This window comes from Polynucleobacter sp. P1-05-14 (assembly GCF_018881675.1).
Taxonomy (GTDB): Bacteria; Pseudomonadota; Gammaproteobacteria; order Burkholderiales; family Burkholderiaceae; genus Polynucleobacter.
In genome coordinates this window covers 19634-38125 of record NZ_JACVPV010000005.1, presented here as the reverse complement: position 1 = coordinate 38125, position 18492 = coordinate 19634, and the positions used below count along the sequence as shown (strand labels likewise).

The following is an 18492-nucleotide window of genomic DNA, read 5'->3' as shown; positions in this document are numbered from 1 at the left end:
CACGCTTTTAGTGTAGCAACCCTGCATTGCAAGAACAATGGCTACGTCCATCTATTTATTTCACCCCTACCCTTGTAATCCGCAGGAAAAACCCCATATAGGAAAGGCGAATTCCCCAGGGAATTTGCAGTAATATCAGATAGTGCATCAAGCACAATAACTACCGAAAGAAGGGTAATAAACCATGGCTACAAAGAAGTCACCAGCAAAAAAGAAAGTAGCTACCAAGGTGGTAAAAAAAGCCCCTGTTAAAAAAGCTGTCAAGAAAGTTGCCGCTAAGAAAGTGGTAAGCAAAAAGACAGTCAAAAAGGTAGTGAAAAAACCAGCAGCCAAGAAAGTGGCCGCAAAGAATCCTGCTGCCAAAAAAGTAGCAGTTAAAAAATCAGTGGCAAAGAAACCTGCGGCCAAAAAGCCTGTAGCGAAGAAAGTTGCCAAGAAGACTGCAAAACCCGCTTCATCTAAATCACCTAAAGTAGACCAATATGGTCTTGAGCAAGATGATGAGTTTTACGGTCTGTATTTTGCAAAGTCTACCAACAAGGGATTGGTTGAAGTAAAGCCCTGCACTTTCTCACTGATGTATTGGTGGAAAGGTTTGCTTGGCTACCCTGACATGATCGAGATATCCAAGGGAAGCAATACTGCTATGTTGCAGTTTGAATCCACATTTGGTGGTGGCGATTCTGGCGAGACTGAGTTAACTGAAAAAGATGTACTGGATATTGATCACATCATTGAAGTAGACGAAGAGGAAATGATGATCTCCCTCTACTCCTATGTACCTATCCCAGTGCCTGAGAAATTGGTTGGGGCTTTGAGCCTAGCCGTTCTCAACATTAACCCAGAAACTCGCTATGGCAGTCTAGAAATCTGCCCAACCGAGAATGAAAGTGGCGAAACTGAGCACTTCTTGCGTTACCGTACTGCAACCTATTTGCGTGGCATCAAGTCTGGCAAAGTGGAGGCAATCGAAAGCATGGTTACCAATGGCTCTGAGTTCTTTGGTCTTGCTTTAGATGCAATGTGCGTCAACAAGTCGATTAAGAAGTGGTTGCTTAGCTAAGATCCAATCAATGGCGGGCTAACTAATCGCCACTATCTACAAAGATAGATATAAGTTAAGGGAAAACGGTCATTGACCGTTTTTCTGCTTTCTAGAATCGTCACAGTTCTTTTGCCCTGCTTCTTGCATTCTGCAAGAGCAGCTTCCTGGGCCTCGCTCTCTTTTGCAGTCTTAGGCGCATGTACACCAATCGTGCCATCAGATTGTTGATAGACGCCAAATTCACTTTGCGGTGTAGAGCAAGCTGCTAACAACAAACACATCAGTAGAAATAGAGAGCGACTTAACATTTTGAATGCTGCCTAACAGATAAGAGATAGATGAATTCTATCTTATCTCCAGTTATGGAAAGCAAGAATTTACAGCCAAATTAGGCGGCCTGGAAGAGCTTCTCTTTAAGCATGAGTGCAACCGAGACTAAGCCCACCATAATGGGCACTTCTACCAAAGGTCCAATCACCGCAGCGAATGCAGCTCCCGAGTTAATGCCAAACACTGCTATTGCAACGGCAATGGCTAACTCGAAGTTATTACTAGATGCCGTAAACGATAAAGTGCAGCAGCGCTTATATTCAATACCCATTTTTATGGTGATAAAGAATGTCAGTAAGAACATCACTACAAAAAAGATTAACAATGGAATTGCGATAGTAATGACATCAATTGGTAACTGAAGAATTAACTTACCCTTCAAACTAAACATCACCACTATAGTAAAGAGCAAGGCAATTAATGTGAGCTTTCCAATTCTTGGAACAAATGCATCTTGATACGACTCTCTCGACACAAATTTGAGTGAAATATATCTCGTTAAGAAGCCAGCCACACAAGGAACGCCTAGATAGATAGCAACTGTCTTAGCGATCTCGCCAATAGTAATATTGACAACAGAGCCTGCAAAACCAAAATATGGCGGTAGAACTGTCAAGAAGAAATAGGCATACAGACTAAAGAACAGCACTTGGAAGACGGCATTAAAGGCAACCAAACCAGCAGCATATTCTGTTGAGCCTTTAGCAATATCGTTCCAGACAATCACCATTGCAATACAAGGCGCTATCCCAATGAGTATTAAGCCGGCCATATACTCCGGCTGATTGGGCACAAAAATGATGGCCAAGAAAAACATCAACGTAGGTGCAACAATCCAATTGAGTAAGAATGCCAATCCAAAGATCCGCTTGTCTCTAAAGACGTCAGGCAAGTCTTCGTACTTCACCTTCGCAAAAGGTGGATACATCATCAATATTAATCCAATGGCTATTGGGATATTGGTAGTACCAGATTGAAAAGAATTAATGAATCCCTCTACTCCAGGGACAAAATATCCCAAGCCAATACCTGCCGCCATGGCAGCAAAGATCCAAACAGTGAGATATCGATCTAAAAAGGAAAGTTTGCTAGTAACTGTACTCATGATTTGGCGTGAATTTCTTTGAGACTCATCGAATCTAATTTCTCCAACGGCATTGATGCAAGAATATCAATGCGCTTCTTAAGTCCATTCATGACCTCAACAAAAGCCGTCTTTTTCTCCATGTCGGAACCCTCTACTTTTGATGGATCAGGAAAGCCCCAATGGGCAGTTGCTGGACTACCCGGCCAAAATGGGCACTGCTCACCAGCTGCATTGTCACAAACGGTAATAATAAAATCCATCTTAGGAGCGTCAGGCACTCCAAATACGTCCCAACTCTTGGACTTTAATTTTGCAGGGTCCATACCCATCTCCACGGCAATTTCTCTAGCAATGGGGTTAACACTAGTGCCCGGAGTTGAACCTGCAGAGTAGCCGACAAACTTACCACTAGGATGGGTAGACGCTAATGCCTCACCCAGAATAGATCGGGCGGAATTATGAGTGCATAGAAATAAGATGTTGTATTGCTTCATTACTGATCCTTAATTAATTAACAGCAAGATTTTTTTGTAATAGATGCCACTGATACTGCTGTCAAGGTTGGCGGCACACAACATGCATCGTCCCCGCTTTGAGCAGTATTAAAAACAGGGATTGTGTCTAGGGTATGAAATGCTTCCCATGGAATACCTGCAGGATCATTGACCCAATACTTATCTGATTTTGCATAACAACATGCGGTACCCATCTCCTCGATTACCCCCTCGTCAATCGTATCGAGGCGCATCTTCATCTCTTCAAGCTCAATATTGTTTTCTACCTGAATACCTAAATGATTAATACCCATGGGGGCTCCACGAGCTGAAATAGCAAAATTAACTTTAGGATCCTCTAGCTGCCATTTTGCGTAATCGCCCTTAAGAATAGTTGGCCCACACCCAAACATCTTCGCGTAAAAAGGAATAGAGGATGGAATGTCAGTCACCGCCACGTGAACATGAAGTCTTTTCATTTGCAAATCACTTTCTTTTTCTTTACTGACTCACAAGAATTTCCACCGCAGCAGTTTTCAAGTAAGAACCCGCTTAACTCTTGAACTAAGTTTGCATTGGGTCGATAGATGAGATTGCGACTTTGACGCTCTACTGAGAATAGATCAGCGCCAACCAGTTCTTTAAGGTGGAAGCTGAGTGTGGCATTGGCAATACCTAATTTTTCAATAATCTCACTAGGCGTTAATCCAGTATCTCCACGCTGCACCACCAAACGAAAGATATTTAAGCGGGTCTCTTGGCCCAGCGCCAGGAACACCTTGATAGCATCAGTATTTTTCATATTTCCAATTATATCGAAATATATATTTCTTTCTTACAAGCGATGTCACAAAACTGACATATATGTGTCACATATGCTTGAAAATAGGAGAAATAAAACGTAGGATCGGGTAATTAGATATACCAATCCACCTAGGAATCAGCATGAGCCAGAAGAAATTAGTAAAGCAGCTATTAAAAAAGCTTGATAAATTAGAGTCCGATAGAGAAAAGCTCATAGACAAGCTTGGAAAAGCACTGGATAAGTTAGATAAAAAAGTGGCCACCAAAAAAGCTCCGGCCAAGAAAGCTGTGACAAAAAAGGTTCCTGCGAAGAAGGCTCCCGTAAAGAAAGTCGCCGCCAAAAAGACGCCCACGAAGAAAGCGCCTGCTAAAAAAGCTGCCTCCAAAAAGTCTGCTCCTCCACAGCCATCAAATACAAATGAAGCAAGCTAATGGGCCAAAAAGGCAAAGATAAACTAGAGCGATCTAGCTATGATGATCAACTTCGTTTATTGCAAATTGAGTTGGTTAAGCTACAAAATAGTTTAATAAGCAAAGGTGATCAAATATTGGTCATTCTTGAGGGCCGTGATACGGCAGGCAAGGATGGCACTATTAAAGTCATCACTCAACACTTAAGCCCTAGAGAAACTCGCGTGGTTGCACTTGGCAAACCATCTGATAGCGAATCTGCTGAATGGTACTTTCAAAGATATGTAGCAGAACTACCCAAGAAAGGTGACTTTGTTCTATTCAATCGCAGTTGGTACAACCGTGCTGGCGTTGAGAAGGTCATGAATTTCTGTACCAAGCCGCAATATGCCAACTTTATGGGAACCGTAAATGAGTTTGAGTCCATCTTGGCCAGCTCAGGCATGACTATTCTTAAATATTATTTAGATATCTCTAAAATGGAACAGGCTGCTCGTCTTGCAGATAGAGCTAAGGATCCACTCAAGCAATGGAAGATTAGCCCGATTGATCAGCAAGCGCAGAAATATTGGAATGCCTATAGCAAGTGTAGAAATGACATGCTAGAAAAAACTAGCCCTAAGGATGCACCCTGGATCATCGTGAAAGCGAACGATAAAAAAGTTGCTCATCTCAACATGATTCAAGATCTGCTATCAAGAGTCACGTATCCTGGCAAAGATAAAAGCTTGCTGAAGGCTAACGAAGATATTGTCTTCACGTGGGACGGCAATCTATCTAAGCTCGAAAAATAAGCCTTCAGAAAACCTCTGGAACATACATTTCAGGCGGTACTGGCCCACGTAGATAGTCTGGATTGTGCACGCGCTTTGGCAAAGTAATCTCTGGGTGATCAATCTCTTGATAGGGAATTTGATTCAATAAATGCGTAATGCAGTTGAGACGTGCTTTTTTCTTATCATTGGCGGCGACCACCCACCAAGGAGCCTCAGGAATGTGCGTACGTTCAAGCATGGTTTCTTTGGCCTTTGTATAAGCCTCCCAAAGCCTTCTTGCTTCCAGGTCCATTGGGCTTAACTTCCACTGCTTTAACGGATCATGAATACGCATCATGAAGCGGTTATATTGCTCGTCATCTGAGATAGAGAACCAGTACTTGATCAAGATAACGCCTGAACTAATCATCATGCGCTCAAGGTCAGGAACTGTTCTTAGAAATTCTTCGTACTCATCATCAGTACAAAAACCCATTACCCTCTCAACGCCAGCACGGTTGTACCAACTTCTATCAAATAAAACGATCTCGCCGCCAGCAGGCAACTGGGATATATATCTTTGAAAGTACCACTGTGTTTTCTCGCGCTCGTTTGGCGCAGGTAGGGCAACCACTTTGCATACACGCGGGTTAAGTCTCTGAGTGATTCGCTTGATCGCGCCGCCCTTACCTGCAGAATCACGACCTTCAAATAAGACTGCAACTTTGAGTTTATTGGCTACAACCCAGTCTTGGAGCTTAACTAATTCACCCTGAAGTCTAAAAAGCTCACGAAAGTAGACATTACGTGGAATTTGAGAGCTCTCGCTTCCATCGTGCGATAGACGATCATCATCGAGCTCCATTTCAAGCTCCTCGTCCATGCTATCCAGAATCTCTTCTTGGGCACGGCGATACCAGTCGGCCATTTCGTTATGCTTCGATGTCATTGGTTTACGCTCCTAGACTAGATTTATAGCTAGAAATGATGACACATTTATTACATCAGCCGAGGATTGCCTTTTATATGAGCAGAGATAGCCTCTTGGCTGTGCAATGCCAGCCACTTTCGGTCACTCGATGCATCTGGACTGGCCCCTGAGGGTGGTAAAAAGACCAGTTCTACTATCAGCTTTCGATCTTTCAGGATCCTATTCATGGATTCGAGCAAGCCCATATCACCCACAAATGCCGGCGCCTCACTTCTATCACCAGATAACAAAGATCTATAGGTAATTGCCAAGGAATAGACTGGCGCCTGAGCAATAACAGCCGATTCAAATAAATTAGGCTTGAATGGCAGGACGCCCTCACCTATTGTGGATGTACCCTCCGGAAAAATGCAGACAGACTCAGCTTTAAGCACATCACTCACTTCGTTAGCAACATGCCTTCCATGACGAGCGCTATCACGCCTGATAAATACCGTACCCAATTGTTTCGCCATCCATCCAAATATAGGCCAGCCCTCTACATCAGATTTTGCAACAAATCGAATAGGCTTAAACGCATTAATAGCGTGAATATCCATCCAAGAGATATGGTTTGATGCCAGCAGATAGGGGGTGGCAGGAAGAATTTCTGCATTTTTGAGTCTTAATTCAACACCAAAAATAGATAGCAACCTTTTTGACCACTTTTGAATATGCCTATTTTTGGCCTCCTGAGTGGCAAATGGGAACTGAAAAGACAAAGTAGCTAATCCGCCAATCACATGACCCCACACTAAAACCCACGAGAATGCAGAAGCCCAATATTGAAACGGGGGCTGTTTGAGGTATTTATTTAGACTCATACGTTATAGGAATATAAAACACATTCGGAAAATGCTACGTCGTCATAAAACTGACTTGGAACTGTCATTCTAGTTTCATACTCAGTAGGCTTAATACTGTTTCATGATGCATTACAAAGCCATCTGGATTTCAGACGTACACCTAGGAACATCAGGGTGTCAGGCAGACTACCTTCTGGATTTCTTAAAACACAACGAAGCAGATAAATTTTACCTAGTTGGTGACATTATTGATGGCTGGAGACTGAAAAAATCTTTCTACTGGCCTCAATCGCATAATGATGTAGTACAAAAACTCTTGCGTAAGGCACGCAAGGGAACCGAAGTCATCTATGTTCCCGGAAATCATGATGAAAGCGCCAGACAATTCTTTGGAATGTCTTTTGGTGATGTCAAGGTAGTTGAAGAGGTAATTCATACAACAGTAGATGGCAGAAAACTATGGGTCACCCATGGCGATCAGTTTGATGGCGTGATGCAATACGCCAAGTGGCTTGCATACGTTGGTGACAACCTCTATTCGCTTATTCTTTATATAAACCGTTACTTTAATATGGTCCGCGCCAAGATGGGTCTGCAGTATTGGTCGCTATCGCAATACCTTAAACACCAAGTAAAGAATGCCGTCAGTTATATCGCAGACTTTGAGCACATTATGGCCAGAGAAGCACGTCTACGTGGTTGTGATGGGGTTGTATGCGGACATATTCACAAAGCAGAAATTCGCGAGATTGATGGCTTGTTGTATTGCAACGATGGTGATTGGGTCGAGAGCCTTACCGCACTAGTTGAAACACAAACAGGTGAACTCAAAATTATTCACTGGACACAGATCAAGGGTGAGCCAGTTGAGTCACCTCAAATCACTCTTCAACCCGCTATCGAATCACTCATCAAAGAGGCTGCGCTATGAAAATTATGATCATTACGGATGCATGGGATCCACAAGTAAACGGTGTTGTCCGCACCCTAAAACAAACCCGCGCTGAATTAACCGCAATGGGGCATCAAGTAGAGATGATTACACCAACAGGTTTTAAATCCATCCCCTGCCCAACCTACCCGGATATTGCTCTCTCACTCTTTCCAGGAAAAGAAGTCGCTCGTCGCATTAAAGAATTTGCACCGGATGCAATGCATATTGCCACTGAAGGCCCACTAGGTTTATCAGCTCGCGCCTTTGCAGTAAAGAATCGCCTGCCATTCTCTACCGCTTATCACACACGCTTCCCTGAATACGTCAAAGCGCGTACCGGCATCCCTTTAGCAATAACTTATGCATTTATTCGGTGGTTCCATGGCCCATCAATGGCTGTGATGGCGCCAACCATTGTGGTTAAAGATGATCTTGAAAAATACGGCCTCAAGAATGTGGTCTTGTGGTCAAGAGGCGTTGATCTGGATATTTTTAAGATTCAAGATTCAAAGGCATTGAATACTGCGCATCCCATTTTTTTATACGTGGGCAGAGTTGCTGTTGAGAAAAACATCAATGCATTTTTAGAAATTGATTTACCAGGTTCAAAGTGGGTGGTAGGAGATGGTCCAGCGATGGCTGGAATCAAAGAAAAATATCCAGAAGTGAACTATCTGGGAGTTCTTCAGCAGCATGAGTTAGCAAAAGTGTATGCAGCAGCAGATGTATTTGTATTTCCTAGCAAAACCGATACATTTGGCTTGGTGTTACTAGAAGCCATGGCATGCGGCACACCAGTGGCAGCTTACCCCGTGACAGGCCCGATTGATGTCTTAGGCAACTCCAATTCAGGCGCCATGAACGAAGACTTGCGTGAGGCTTGTATGCAGGCCCTGAAAATTCCTCGTGAAGTAGCACGTGCACATGCTGAGAAATTCTCCTGGAGAGCGGCCTCAGAGCAATTTGCCAATCACCTTAAGCCCGTACCAACAACAGAAGTTCATGTAACAGCACTAGCCTAAAGAAAAACGTATCTTGAACTCTCCATATCACATAGATCAGAACCCCCATAAGGGCAATCGAGGCCTTGCCAGAGCATGGCATGCAGCCAAGAACTCTTGGTGTGGTTTGGTTTATGCATTTATGGAAGAAAGTGCGTTTAGACAAGAGCTGACTTTATTTGCCTTGCTAACACCAGTCGCCCTCTTGTTGCCGATCACCCTGCTAGAAAAGTCATTACTAGTTTCCTCGTTGATGATGGTGCTTGTTATTGAACTATTAAATTCCAGTGTGGAAGCGGCGATCGATCGCATCTCATTCGAACATCATGACCTCTCTAAAAGAGCGAAAGATTTTGGTAGTGCCGCTGTCATGCTTGCTCTATTTGTAGCTGCTCTACTCTGGGCCGCAGTCTGCATCCCCCTACTTCTAACACTTTAATCATCCACTAAGGCCAGTTATGTCTGACATCCCTAATCCAATTGGTTCATTTGAGATCTTTTCCCCTAAAAAGGTCAAAGCCTTAAAAAGAATCAAGCCAAATCCCCTTAAAAAACTCACCAAAAAGTTGGCTAAGAAGCTGTTTGGCAAAAAATTTGTCACTACATCCAGAGCTGAGCTCAGAGAAATAGCTCCTGTTCCTGCGATTCAGATTGATAAGCCTAAAAAACCGGCATTTCAAATTGTTTGGGCAAGCACACCGGGCGAGGTTAAAGAGGCACAAAGATTACGCTATAAAGTATTCGCTGAAGAAATGGGCGCCAATCTCCCAAAGAACGTCGAAGGCTTAGATGTAGATGAGTTTGACTCTTATTGCGATCATTTATTGATTCGCGATCAAGATAGCCTGAAAGTAGTTGGCACCTATCGCGTACTGCCTCCACATAAGGCACAAGAAATCGGTCGCCTCTATTCTGATTCCGAATTCGATCTATCCCGCATTGATCACCTACGTCCTAAATTGGTTGAGCTCGGTAGGTCTTGTGTTCACCAAGACTATCGCTCAGGAGCCGTCATCATGGCGCTATGGAGCGGCTTGGCTCAGTATATGCAAAAGAATGGCTATGAAATTATGCTTGGCTGCGCTAGCATCCCCATGGCTGATGGAGGTCACTTTGCAGCGAGCCTCTACAACTCCCTAGGCAATGATCAAATGGCGCCAACGGAGTTCCATGCCTTCCCGCGTTTACCTTTGCCTTTAGATAAATTAAATGGCGGCTTAGATGTACAGCCTCCACCGTTAATCAAGGGCTACTTGAAGCTTGGCGCCAAAATTTGTAGCGCCCCAGCTTGGGATCCAGATTTCAATACAGCCGACTTATTGACAATGCTCCGTCTCTCAGAAATCAACCCGCGTTACGCAAAGCATTTTTTGGGTTTGTAAGTCAGGAGCATTAATTGCAAGACAAAAGCTACTTCGTATTGAAGTGGCTTTTTTATTCTGAAATGCACATCTACTTAAAGCTAACTTGGTAGGAGCGCCCTACCCTTTCCCATTCTGCCGCCTCTTTCAGGAGGCTAAATTCAGTCAGGGGATGCTCAGCAACCCATTCCTTAGAAAGGCTAACTAAATACGAGCCAGCATGTTCAGAAACTTTTACCTTCGGAAAGTTGGTGTCATTGCGGCCGCGACACAGCACTTGAGCAAGTCGCAAACAAAAAAGCATACGCCAGTCTTCAAAGCTAACATTATTCGCTAGCTTGCCTAGTTTGCCAGTATGTCCAATCAGCAAGGCGGCAAGCCTAGCCTGATCATTCTTAGAGAACCCAGGCATATCTGCATTGCCCGCTATATAAGCAGAATGCTTGTGATAGCCATTGTGAGAGATTGATAAGCCGATTTCATGTAGGTTGGCAGCCCACTGCAATAGGGCAATATTATCAGCTCTACTCTCTGATTCTGGCTTTGGTAATTGCTGCAAAAAATCAGCAGCTAATTTACCAACCCGATCTGCCTGCTCTCGATCAACGATATAGCGTTGCATAAATTGCTCTACAGTCACATATCGCATATCGTGATGTTGCGATCGACCAAGTAAGTCATATAAGACACCGCTACGCAATGCAGCGTCCGTTACTTCCATCTCTTCAATGCCCAATTCATCGAATGCTGCCAACATAATTGCTAAACCGCCTGGCCACACAGATCTTCTATCATCCTTCAGACCCTCTAGCTCCACTTGATTTACATGTTCATACTTGAGAAGGTGTTTTTTGAGATTCTTAAGGCCTTCACGGGTAATCATTCCGCTTGAGCTATTGACGCGGCCCATTGTTAAGCCGTCGCCACTGCCATTGAAATGATTATTTCCAATGAGATCAGCTAAAGCTCTAGCGGTACCGGAAGAGCCGATAACCTGCTTCCAGCCGCTTCTTAAATACGCGCCAGAAATAACCTGTATTTCACGGCGAGCTGCCAACTCAGCCTCCTTAAAGGCATGAGCATCAATATTTCCCTTAGGGAAAAATCGCATACTGTGAGATACGCAGCCGATATAAAGGCTTTCCATCAACTTAGGCTCATAGCCTTTGCCGATAATAAATTCAGTAGAACCACCGCCAATATCAATCACCAATCTATTACCCTGTACAGCCTGAACCTCATGCGCCGCTCCAATATAAATCAGCCGTGCCTCCTCAACCCCAGCAATGACTTCAATCGGGAACCCTAGAGCTAGTTGCGCATCTTCTATAAATTGTTGGGAATTTTTGGCAACGCGCAAAGTATTCGTTGCGACCGCTCGAACATTGGCAGGATCAAAGCCGCGAATGCGCTCTCCAAAGCGCCGAATAGCAATCAAACCCCGTTGATAGGCATCATTACCAAGCAATTTATTTTCAGTCAGACCAGCAGCCAGGCGGACTGTCTCACGCAAGGTATCAATAGGGCGTAACTGAGTGCCAGAGGGGGTATTTACCGCTTGGGCCACCAGCATGCGAAAACTATTCGATCCCAAATCGACCGCAGCAACAAGGTCTTCTGAATGAACTAAAGGATCTACGGGATTGCTGGCCAAAATATTCCCCAAAAATGGAATGCTGTATCAATTGTGTCTATTTTATGTAAAAACCGTGACACATTGATGAAAATGCTAGCAAGCCTTTGTGGCCGGGAATAAGAGCTCTGATTAGGCTGCTAAGTTTTGCTCTGAACTGGAACAATCACGATTGCCAAAGCTACATAAGATGCAGCAATCACCAGACTTTGGCTTCAAAATAGCACTACAGGTGCGGCAACGATATAAGTGCTGAGAAGAGCCCTGCTCAATCTGAATAGCCTCTGAAGCTTGGCAATAAGGGCAGGTAACGATAGATTCTAAAAATGCAGCGTTTGTATTCACAACGCAATACTGAACCAAAAATATTTCAATATTGTGTCAATACATATAAATAGCTTAATCCGTTGTACTAGGGCTCCAGAATGCCTGAGTCACGAACTCTTGATCAGCAATCTTAGCAATCAACTGATCCATTTCATCTCCATCAACAGCCGATGCAGTTAAAACAGCCTGTATTTCCACATCATCACTTCCAAATTGATGCACCTCAACGTCTTGGGTTTGATACCCTGCTTCTTCTAGCGTCTTAATAAATTGCTTTAAGGCATGCTTTTGAGCATGCTTAGGGGTGATGATATATACCGAATTGGTCACCTCAACCGAGATGGTATCTAGTGGCTGACGATTGATAAAAGTCACCACAGGTCGCAAAAGAGTATTAGCAGCCAAAATAAATAAAGTCGCCAATCCGGACTCCAAAATTAGATCTGCACCAGCACAGGCACCCACCGCTCCTGAGGCCCATAAGGTGGCCGCCGTATTAATCCCACGAACATTACCTTCCTCGCGCATGATGACGCCAGCACCTAAAAAGCCAATGCCAGAGACAACATAAGCCATTACATGCACAGCCCCATCATGACCCGTCAGACGATTTCCAGCATCAACAAAAATCGCAGCGCCAATAGCTACCAGAATATTAGTTCTTAAGCCTGCAGTTCGTTGGCGATACTGACGCTCTAGACCAATTAAACCGCCAAAGAAAAAAGCCGCAGTCAGACTGATTGTGGTATCAGTTAACGACGCGTAATTAATGTTGCTAACAAACTCCATAGGACTAGTATTTATTTAGAGCCAAGACCTAATGACTCTACCATTACTTTGAATACCTCGGTGTTATCCATGAAACCCTTGAATTTATCTGCCCCCGGACCCATAGCATTCAGAACGGCATCATCTGCTGTGTGCACCCCAGACTCTTGGTGCGAGGGCAGATTTCCGCCCACATGAATCGCATCCTCCTGAAGTTGGAGATATTTTGGATTGGCTACATATTTACCGGAATCATCTTTAACGGCAGGAACAAAAGTGCCACCCAGTTTTGGATGTAAGGTCTCATAATGATCTGGGTAGTTGCCATAGAAAAATGCGATGCGTTTAGATACATCGATCTTATTTGGATAACCCTGGATATCCGCTTTTGGGTAGTTTGGGTAGCCTGCCTCAGCATAGGTGCCCACCTTTTCACGCAATGGGCCCGGCTTATCGTCGTGCACCACCCCGCTAATGGATCCGCTATGGGTGTGATCGGGCGTTACGATGATCAAAGTATCCGGATGCGTTTTAGCAAAATCTTTAGCAATCTGCACGGCGTTACTCAACATGATGGTGTCGAATGCCGCCCGCTCCCAATCGAGAGGATGGTTGAACTTATCAATTAATGCTGCCTCAACCATCAAGAAAAATCCATTAGGATTTCTAGATAGCACATCAATGGCAGACTGCGTCATCTCCGTCAAATCTGGCTGATTAGGGTATTGCTCAACCGTATTCTTTTTCAAATACAGGCGATCCAGTGATCCATCCATATTGTCCGGATGAAAGACGCCAAATAACTTTTTAGTCGTCTTATTTTCAGACGCAGAAATCAACTCCTGCTTGGTAAAGGCCAACTGATAACCATCAGACTTAAAACTGTCTACCAAATTCTTTTCATCTTTACGTTTTGAACCCTTGGTGGATTGCGGATAAAAATAGGCTGACCCTCCACCGAGAATGACTTCTGCACCGCTAGATAGTAGTTGATCAGCGATATATTGTTTGTCTGCCCTGCGTCTTGTATGAGAAACCATAGCGCCTGGCGTTGCATCTTCTAGTTCAGCATCAGAAACGATACCTATCGCCATCTTGGTATTGCGCTTGATGAGCTCTGCAATCGTTTCCACCTTGGGATGTGCGAGATTATCACTGGCCCGGGATACATAGACTCCCATGGCATTTACTGCTGTCTTATGCCCCGTCGTATATGCACTCATAGAGTTGGCAGAGTCTGTAATAAGGGAATCAGACCCCGATGTCCCAATCATGGCAGTATTTGGCATATCGTCAAAGGCTAATCGACCTTGATACTTGCCCTCCTGAATACCTTTGGATAAAACTCTAGCAGTTGTTCGATTAGCAATCGTCATCCCATCACCAATAAATAGAATCACATTCTTAACACGGCGAGGACCCGTTGCGTAAACATTCCAGGTTACCTGTAATTTCTCTTGGGGTGCTCGAGCGATGATTTGATATTTACCAGCTTTTGATAGCTGAACATCCCTAAATAGAAAGGAGCTACCTCTACCATTTTCATTTGAAATGAACTCTGGTTTGGCGCCAATGGTTTTATTGATTGGTGAGCCGTTAAGTTCGATAAGAACCTCTTCAGGAGTGGTAACGGCATTGAATTCAACCTTGATATCGAACTTAGAACCCGCCAATATTGAGGCTTGATCGATTGGATAAATTGCTGCAGCTTGCGCTAGTCCAGCAAAGCTACCCAAGAAGATAACAAATGTAGTTCTCAGAAATGGTAATGTATTCATGGGATAAATAGTGAACAAGATAGGTCAAATTAGACTATCTCCCAATCAAATGACAATTTGATGACCGCCCCACAGTACTCTAATTCAGAGCATTCATGCCTTGGCTGCCTTAAGTCTTCCACTCTTAACGGCCTTACGGAACAGCTCAAAGTCATGCTCATTTTGCTTTGCATAAGACCTGGCAAATGAATACATGGCCGCACCAAACTCTTTTTCCTCACCACAATACCCAGCAATCTCAGCTGCATCGCCAGAACGGGCATGCCCAAGAGCTAGTGCCCAGCCATACAATTTGGAATAATCTGCAAAATTCTTTAAAGAAACTCCGCCTGGGCCAATCGGTATACCGCCTTTCATATCACGTAATTGACGTAGATAAAACCCCTGGCTTTTATCAATATCAAATTGCATAGAGCCGTAATTCAAAAAGATATCTGGGGCACCTTGGAGCAATCTCTGACCAGCCACGACGCGCTGACCCATATCACGATAGATTGATTCACCCAAATACGGACTCAAGACAGATTTTTGGGCTTCCTTGTATTGCAAGAATAAGGGATCGCTTTCACTATCACCCTCAAAATAAAGAACCATGCAATTAGTCCCCACACTTCCAACCCCAACTATCTTGCGTGCAAAATCCTTCAAAACATAGCGCTCAAACAGAATCTTGCGATCAGCCAGCAAGGTGCTTGAATAATTCAGTAAAGCCTTATCAATGAGTGTACTCAAAGGATGACCAAAAGCATTCTTTTTGAAATGCTCAATTAAGGGAGGCTTATTGATAATCCTTCTATCTTTGCCAACAAGAGTGGTGAGTTTTTGTAAGACCTGCACATTTCCCTGCCCTTTAGTCTGCCTTAAGTAAGCGTCGATTTGCTTTTGGTGATCTTTATTAAAATGCTTGCGAATATTTGTATCGCTAATGAATTCTTGTGCCAAATCTAAATAGGGCATCTTTGCATATTGAAGCATCCGCTTTTGATATTCAGCGCAAATGCGTAACACTATTTTTTTGCTTAATGCTTTATCGCCACCATTGCTTTCACATGCAATCACTGCACTAGCAACAAGACGCTTCAGATCCCACTCCCAACTACCGGGCAGAGTTTCGTCAAAGTCATTGATGCCAAATACCAGACGATGTTCTGCAGTTCCAAACAGGCCAAAATTAGAAACATGCATATCTCCACACAGCTGAACTGTAATGTTGGTATTTGGCTGATTAGCTAAGTCTTGAGCCATGATCGCAGCACCACCACGGTAAAAAGCAAAAGGTGACTGCAACATTCGTTCGTAACGAATTGGAATCAAGGACTCGATACGAGTCTTGGCTTGATTCTCAAGAATTGTGATGGGATGAATCCGATGTGGTGGTGGCGTATAGATACCCTGCTGAGCAAAGCTCACCACCTTACGCAAGGCCTTGCCATCTGCCATACGCTTTTTGATGCTAGGTCTTGGATTGCTAAAGGACTCTACCGACCTAAGTACAGCAAATTTAGGCTTCTTCTGTGGGTGCATGGGCTACCTGGGTAATGAATATACCCACCCATATTAAAGCTATTTCAAAAACAGGTCTAACTATGAATTCAGGAAATTTAGCTTCTTCTGAATGCCTACCGGCAGAGTCGAGAACCAAACACTATCGTCCCCGACCGCAGGTAATATTTGGCCATATTCGATCATTTGACAGGGAATAATTTCATCAATATATGCCCAAATCTGATGACCCGCCAATCCAGAGACGCTCTGAATGGCAACCTCAAGCTCAACGAGAAGTTGTTTTTTCATTTGCTCACCTCTACCGCTGCGGATTTGCCCGCTTAAAAAGAGGTGGGGTTCATCAAGAAGAACGCTACCAATAAAACAATCATGCGGATCCAATTGCTTAAAAATGACTTGGGCAAAATAAGTCTCAGCACCAGTGACATCAGCATGAATTTTAGTAATTGCTTTAGCAATAGTAAATTTTTGATGAGTTGTGAGCGAGATTCCGGCGTAATTGATGCTATATGTAGCCATAGTGAGGTATACCTGTGAATGCTTTAGTCACAGTGTTGATGAATAGAATGAAGCTCATCTTTAATTTGCAAATGATCCAATTTATCAATTGGAAGATCAAGCAATAACTCGATGCGATTTCTCAAACCCATCTCAACTTTTCTAAACGCACCCCACATTTCTTGATCGGTACCAGTAACAGCACCTGGGTCCATAAAGCCCCAATGTGCAGTTGTAGGATGGCCGGGCCAATAAGGGCACTCTTCACCTGCAGCAGAATCACAAACGGTAATAATGAAATCCATATGTGGCGCATCATGCCTACCAAACTCATCCCAAGACTTACTTCTAAGCAATTCGAGAGGGTATCCCATCTCTCTAGCGAGTTTCAAAGCAATCGGATGTACAAATTTCTTTGGATTCGAGCCCGCTGAGTACCCTATAAAACGACCATGACTAAGAGTGGTTGCAAGTGCTTCAGCAAGAATGGATCGAGCTGAATTACCGGTACACAGAAATAAAATATTGTAAGAATGAGTCATCAATCAATAGCCATTAAAGAACACTAATTAAATAATTTCATCTAAGCGTAGTGAGAATCTTTTATCGAGTACAAATTGATCGATCTTTGGGCCTACCAAATCTCTACTGGCTTGCATTTCATTATTGACGGATTTGAAATTCGCATTTCCCTGAACTTCATTCCGAAATACATCAGATAGGTATTTTGTTAAATCTGCATTCATAGGGTTTTCGCTTTCTAGTAAATCATCGATATCGCTATCCTATGGCTTATATATTTCAATTCTATTAAAGCGTTTAAAAAAGAAAAACCCAGTATAGGCTGGGTGTAAAGGAAGAGCGGTACAGATTTGTCTTGGTCAGAAACTTTCTGACCCATTAAAGATATCAGTGCTTTGTTACAAAGAAATGACCAGATTATGAAAATAAAATTAACTACCAAGACGATGGGAAGCGTAACGACTTGCATAAGCTAAGCGTGCTTCGTACCAGACTTGCCAAATTGCTAATAAAGTTTTTTTCATATAAATCTCTATGATGAAAGATTAATTGGGACATTTTTATTTTGTAAAAATGCCATTGGTTTAACAATTGAATTATTTACCGTCGAAGTGACAAGGTGAAGGCGCTTTTGTGACCGATTGACACAGCTGCGATACACTCCGACTTATATAAACACTTATCCAACAAGGAAATTCAGATGTTTGATTGGGATCTCTACAGCACTATTGCCCTCAGATTAGCCCTGGCCCTCTTTGTTGGATCTGTGCTCGGCCTAAACCGCTGGCTGCACCATAAATCTGCCGGAATTCGGACCCACTCTTTGGTAGCCATTGGCTCAGCCACGGCTGTTATGCTTATCAGCGACTTTGTGAAGGATGATGCGCAGTCTGTTAGCCGTGTTCTTCAAGGGCTTATTACCGGCCTTGGCTTCTTGGGTGCCGGTGTCATTATTCGGGAGCAGCGCTCACAGCGAGTCCACGGGCTAACTACAGCAGCAAGCCTTTGGGCTTGCGCCCTGATTGGGGCGGCATTTGGGGCTGGGCAATTTGCCCTTGGGGGATTCTCTTTGGGTGCAATATTGCTCACCTTACTGATTGGCGGTCCTATGGAGCGGTTGTTTGCCAGGCTAAATGGGGTTAGGCGTAGCTCCGAGATCTCGAATGAGCCTGACTGAAATCCATTAAAACAGTCAAAAAATAGATTTTTGTCATATTACTTTGCTAGGATTGCACATCCCAACAATGACAAGCATATGCCATGAGTGATTATCGATATGAAGACGCAGTGAAACAGCTGCAAGAAACTGGTGCTATTGGGCTGGTTGACCTTAAAAGCCTTCCACATGAAGATCTAGTTGAGTTGCTTGAAGAGATTAAGGTTTGGTGCCTATACGCAAGCGGAAAGGCGGAAAAGCTGACCAAAGAATCCAAGAAGAAGAAGAAAAAGAAGAAAGACTAGA

Annotated in this window: 24 protein-coding genes; 9 read left to right on the top strand and 15 right to left on the bottom strand. The window is 43.7% G+C overall.

Going from position 1 to position 18492, the window contains the following annotated elements; all coding sequences use genetic code 11:
• The first annotated feature begins 184 nt into the window (after positions 1–184).
• Positions 185–1063, top strand: coding sequence for a hypothetical protein (locus tag ICN37_RS03405; protein ID WP_215320205.1), 879 nt, complete (start codon positions 185–187; stop codon positions 1061–1063).
• A gap of 32 nt (positions 1064–1095) precedes the next feature.
• Here ICN37_RS03405 and ICN37_RS03400 read toward each other — a convergent pair whose 3' ends face one another.
• The 5 genes from ICN37_RS03400 to ICN37_RS03380 form a co-directional block, all read right to left on the bottom strand.
• Positions 1096–1353, bottom strand: coding sequence for a hypothetical protein (locus ICN37_RS03400; RefSeq protein ID WP_216154880.1), 258 nt, complete (start codon positions 1351–1353; stop codon positions 1096–1098).
• Between the two features lie 80 nt (positions 1354–1433).
• On the bottom strand, positions 1434–2480 hold the full coding sequence (gene arsB / locus ICN37_RS03395; protein ID WP_216154878.1) for an ACR3 family arsenite efflux transporter: 1047 nt from the start codon (positions 2478–2480) through the stop codon (positions 1434–1436).
• Positions 2477–2956: an arsenate reductase ArsC gene (locus tag ICN37_RS03390; RefSeq protein ID WP_215320211.1), complete on the bottom strand. Its 480-nt coding sequence runs from the start codon at positions 2954–2956 to the stop codon at positions 2477–2479. The genes arsB and ICN37_RS03390 overlap by 4 nt, the downstream gene beginning before the upstream one ends.
• Positions 2957–2973: 17 nt before the next feature.
• Positions 2974–3435, bottom strand: coding sequence for an ArsI/CadI family heavy metal resistance metalloenzyme (locus tag ICN37_RS03385; protein WP_216154875.1), 462 nt, complete (start codon positions 3433–3435; stop codon positions 2974–2976).
• The gene (locus ICN37_RS03380; protein WP_215320215.1) at positions 3432–3758 is read right to left on the bottom strand and encodes a helix-turn-helix transcriptional regulator; all 327 of its coding nucleotides are present in this window, start codon (positions 3756–3758) and stop codon (positions 3432–3434) included. Before ICN37_RS03380 ends, ICN37_RS03385 begins: the two co-directional genes overlap by 4 nt.
• Positions 3759–3901: 143 nt before the next feature.
• Here ICN37_RS03380 and ICN37_RS03375 point away from each other — a divergent pair, with 143 nt between their 5' ends.
• Together ICN37_RS03375 and ppk2 (ICN37_RS03370) are read left to right on the top strand one after the other, a co-directional pair.
• Entirely contained in the window at positions 3902–4192 is a 291-nt protein-coding gene (locus ICN37_RS03375; protein ID WP_216154873.1) for a serine/threonine protein kinase, read from the top strand.
• Positions 4192–4965, top strand: coding sequence for a polyphosphate kinase 2 (ppk2, locus tag ICN37_RS03370; protein WP_216154870.1), 774 nt, complete (start codon positions 4192–4194; stop codon positions 4963–4965). Before ICN37_RS03375 ends, ppk2 (ICN37_RS03370) begins: the two co-directional genes overlap by 1 nt.
• 4 nt (positions 4966–4969) lie before the next feature.
• Here the strand turns inward: ppk2 (ICN37_RS03370) and ppk2 (ICN37_RS03365) are convergent, their stop codons facing one another.
• Positions 4970–5875, bottom strand: coding sequence for a polyphosphate kinase 2 (gene ppk2, locus ICN37_RS03365; RefSeq protein ID WP_216154868.1), 906 nt, complete (start codon positions 5873–5875; stop codon positions 4970–4972).
• Between the two features lie 50 nt (positions 5876–5925).
• Positions 5926–6720, bottom strand: coding sequence for a 1-acyl-sn-glycerol-3-phosphate acyltransferase (locus tag ICN37_RS03360; protein WP_215320223.1), 795 nt, complete (start codon positions 6718–6720; stop codon positions 5926–5928).
• A gap of 103 nt (positions 6721–6823) precedes the next feature.
• Between ICN37_RS03360 and ICN37_RS03355 the strand changes: the two genes are divergently transcribed.
• The 4 genes from ICN37_RS03355 to ICN37_RS03340 are packed head-to-tail and all read left to right on the top strand — an operon-like array spanning position 6824 to position 10019.
• Positions 6824–7633, top strand: coding sequence for a UDP-2,3-diacylglucosamine diphosphatase (locus ICN37_RS03355; protein ID WP_370623812.1), 810 nt, complete (start codon positions 6824–6826; stop codon positions 7631–7633).
• The gene (locus ICN37_RS03350; RefSeq protein WP_216154867.1) at positions 7630–8658 is read left to right on the top strand and encodes a glycosyltransferase family 1 protein; all 1029 of its coding nucleotides are present in this window, start codon (positions 7630–7632) and stop codon (positions 8656–8658) included. Before ICN37_RS03355 ends, ICN37_RS03350 begins: the two co-directional genes overlap by 4 nt.
• Before the next feature lie 13 nt (positions 8659–8671).
• Positions 8672–9076 carry a diacylglycerol kinase gene (locus ICN37_RS03345; protein WP_216154865.1) on the top strand — a complete coding sequence of 135 codons (405 nt, stop codon included), beginning with the start codon at positions 8672–8674 and terminating at the stop codon, positions 9074–9076.
• Positions 9077–9095: 19 nt separating this feature from the next.
• On the top strand, positions 9096–10019 hold the full coding sequence (locus ICN37_RS03340; RefSeq protein ID WP_216860886.1) for a GNAT family N-acetyltransferase: 924 nt from the start codon (positions 9096–9098) through the stop codon (positions 10017–10019).
• Between the two features lie 70 nt (positions 10020–10089).
• Here the strand turns inward: ICN37_RS03340 and ppx are convergent, their stop codons facing one another.
• From ppx to ICN37_RS03300, 8 genes are all read right to left on the bottom strand, one after another.
• The gene (ppx, locus tag ICN37_RS03335; protein WP_255538454.1) at positions 10090–11652 is read right to left on the bottom strand and encodes an exopolyphosphatase; all 1563 of its coding nucleotides are present in this window, start codon (positions 11650–11652) and stop codon (positions 10090–10092) included.
• A 111-nt stretch (positions 11653–11763) separates the two neighbouring features.
• Entirely contained in the window at positions 11764–11976 is a 213-nt protein-coding gene (locus ICN37_RS03330) for a GDCCVxC domain-containing (seleno)protein (protein ID WP_215320231.1), read from the bottom strand.
• 54 nt (positions 11977–12030) lie between these two features.
• Complete coding sequence (locus ICN37_RS03325) at positions 12031–12747, bottom strand: MgtC/SapB family protein (protein WP_216154863.1); 717 nt, start codon at positions 12745–12747, stop codon at positions 12031–12033.
• Between the two features lie 11 nt (positions 12748–12758).
• Positions 12759–14504 (bottom strand): alkaline phosphatase, encoded by a 1746-nt coding sequence (locus ICN37_RS03320; protein WP_216154861.1) that lies wholly within the window; start codon positions 14502–14504, stop codon positions 12759–12761.
• A gap of 93 nt (positions 14505–14597) precedes the next feature.
• Positions 14598–16028: a DUF2252 domain-containing protein gene (locus ICN37_RS03315; protein WP_216154859.1), complete on the bottom strand. Its 1431-nt coding sequence runs from the start codon at positions 16026–16028 to the stop codon at positions 14598–14600.
• A 60-nt stretch (positions 16029–16088) separates the two neighbouring features.
• Positions 16089–16529 (bottom strand): tautomerase family protein, encoded by a 441-nt coding sequence (locus ICN37_RS03310; protein ID WP_216154857.1) that lies wholly within the window; start codon positions 16527–16529, stop codon positions 16089–16091.
• 23 nt (positions 16530–16552) lie between these two features.
• Positions 16553–17050, bottom strand: coding sequence for an arsenate reductase ArsC (locus ICN37_RS03305; protein WP_215320241.1), 498 nt, complete (start codon positions 17048–17050; stop codon positions 16553–16555).
• Between the two features lie 27 nt (positions 17051–17077).
• Entirely contained in the window at positions 17078–17254 is a 177-nt protein-coding gene (locus ICN37_RS03300; protein WP_216154855.1) for a hypothetical protein, read from the bottom strand.
• A 476-nt stretch (positions 17255–17730) separates the two neighbouring features.
• Between ICN37_RS03300 and ICN37_RS03295 the strand changes: the two genes are divergently transcribed.
• Entirely contained in the window at positions 17731–18207 is a 477-nt protein-coding gene (locus tag ICN37_RS03295) for an MgtC/SapB family protein (RefSeq protein WP_216154853.1), read from the top strand.
• A gap of 83 nt (positions 18208–18290) precedes the next feature.
• A complete protein-coding gene (locus ICN37_RS03290; protein ID WP_215320248.1) occupies positions 18291–18491 on the top strand; it encodes a hypothetical protein in 201 nt (66 codons plus the stop codon).
• The last annotated feature ends 1 nt before the right edge of the window (position 18492 follow it).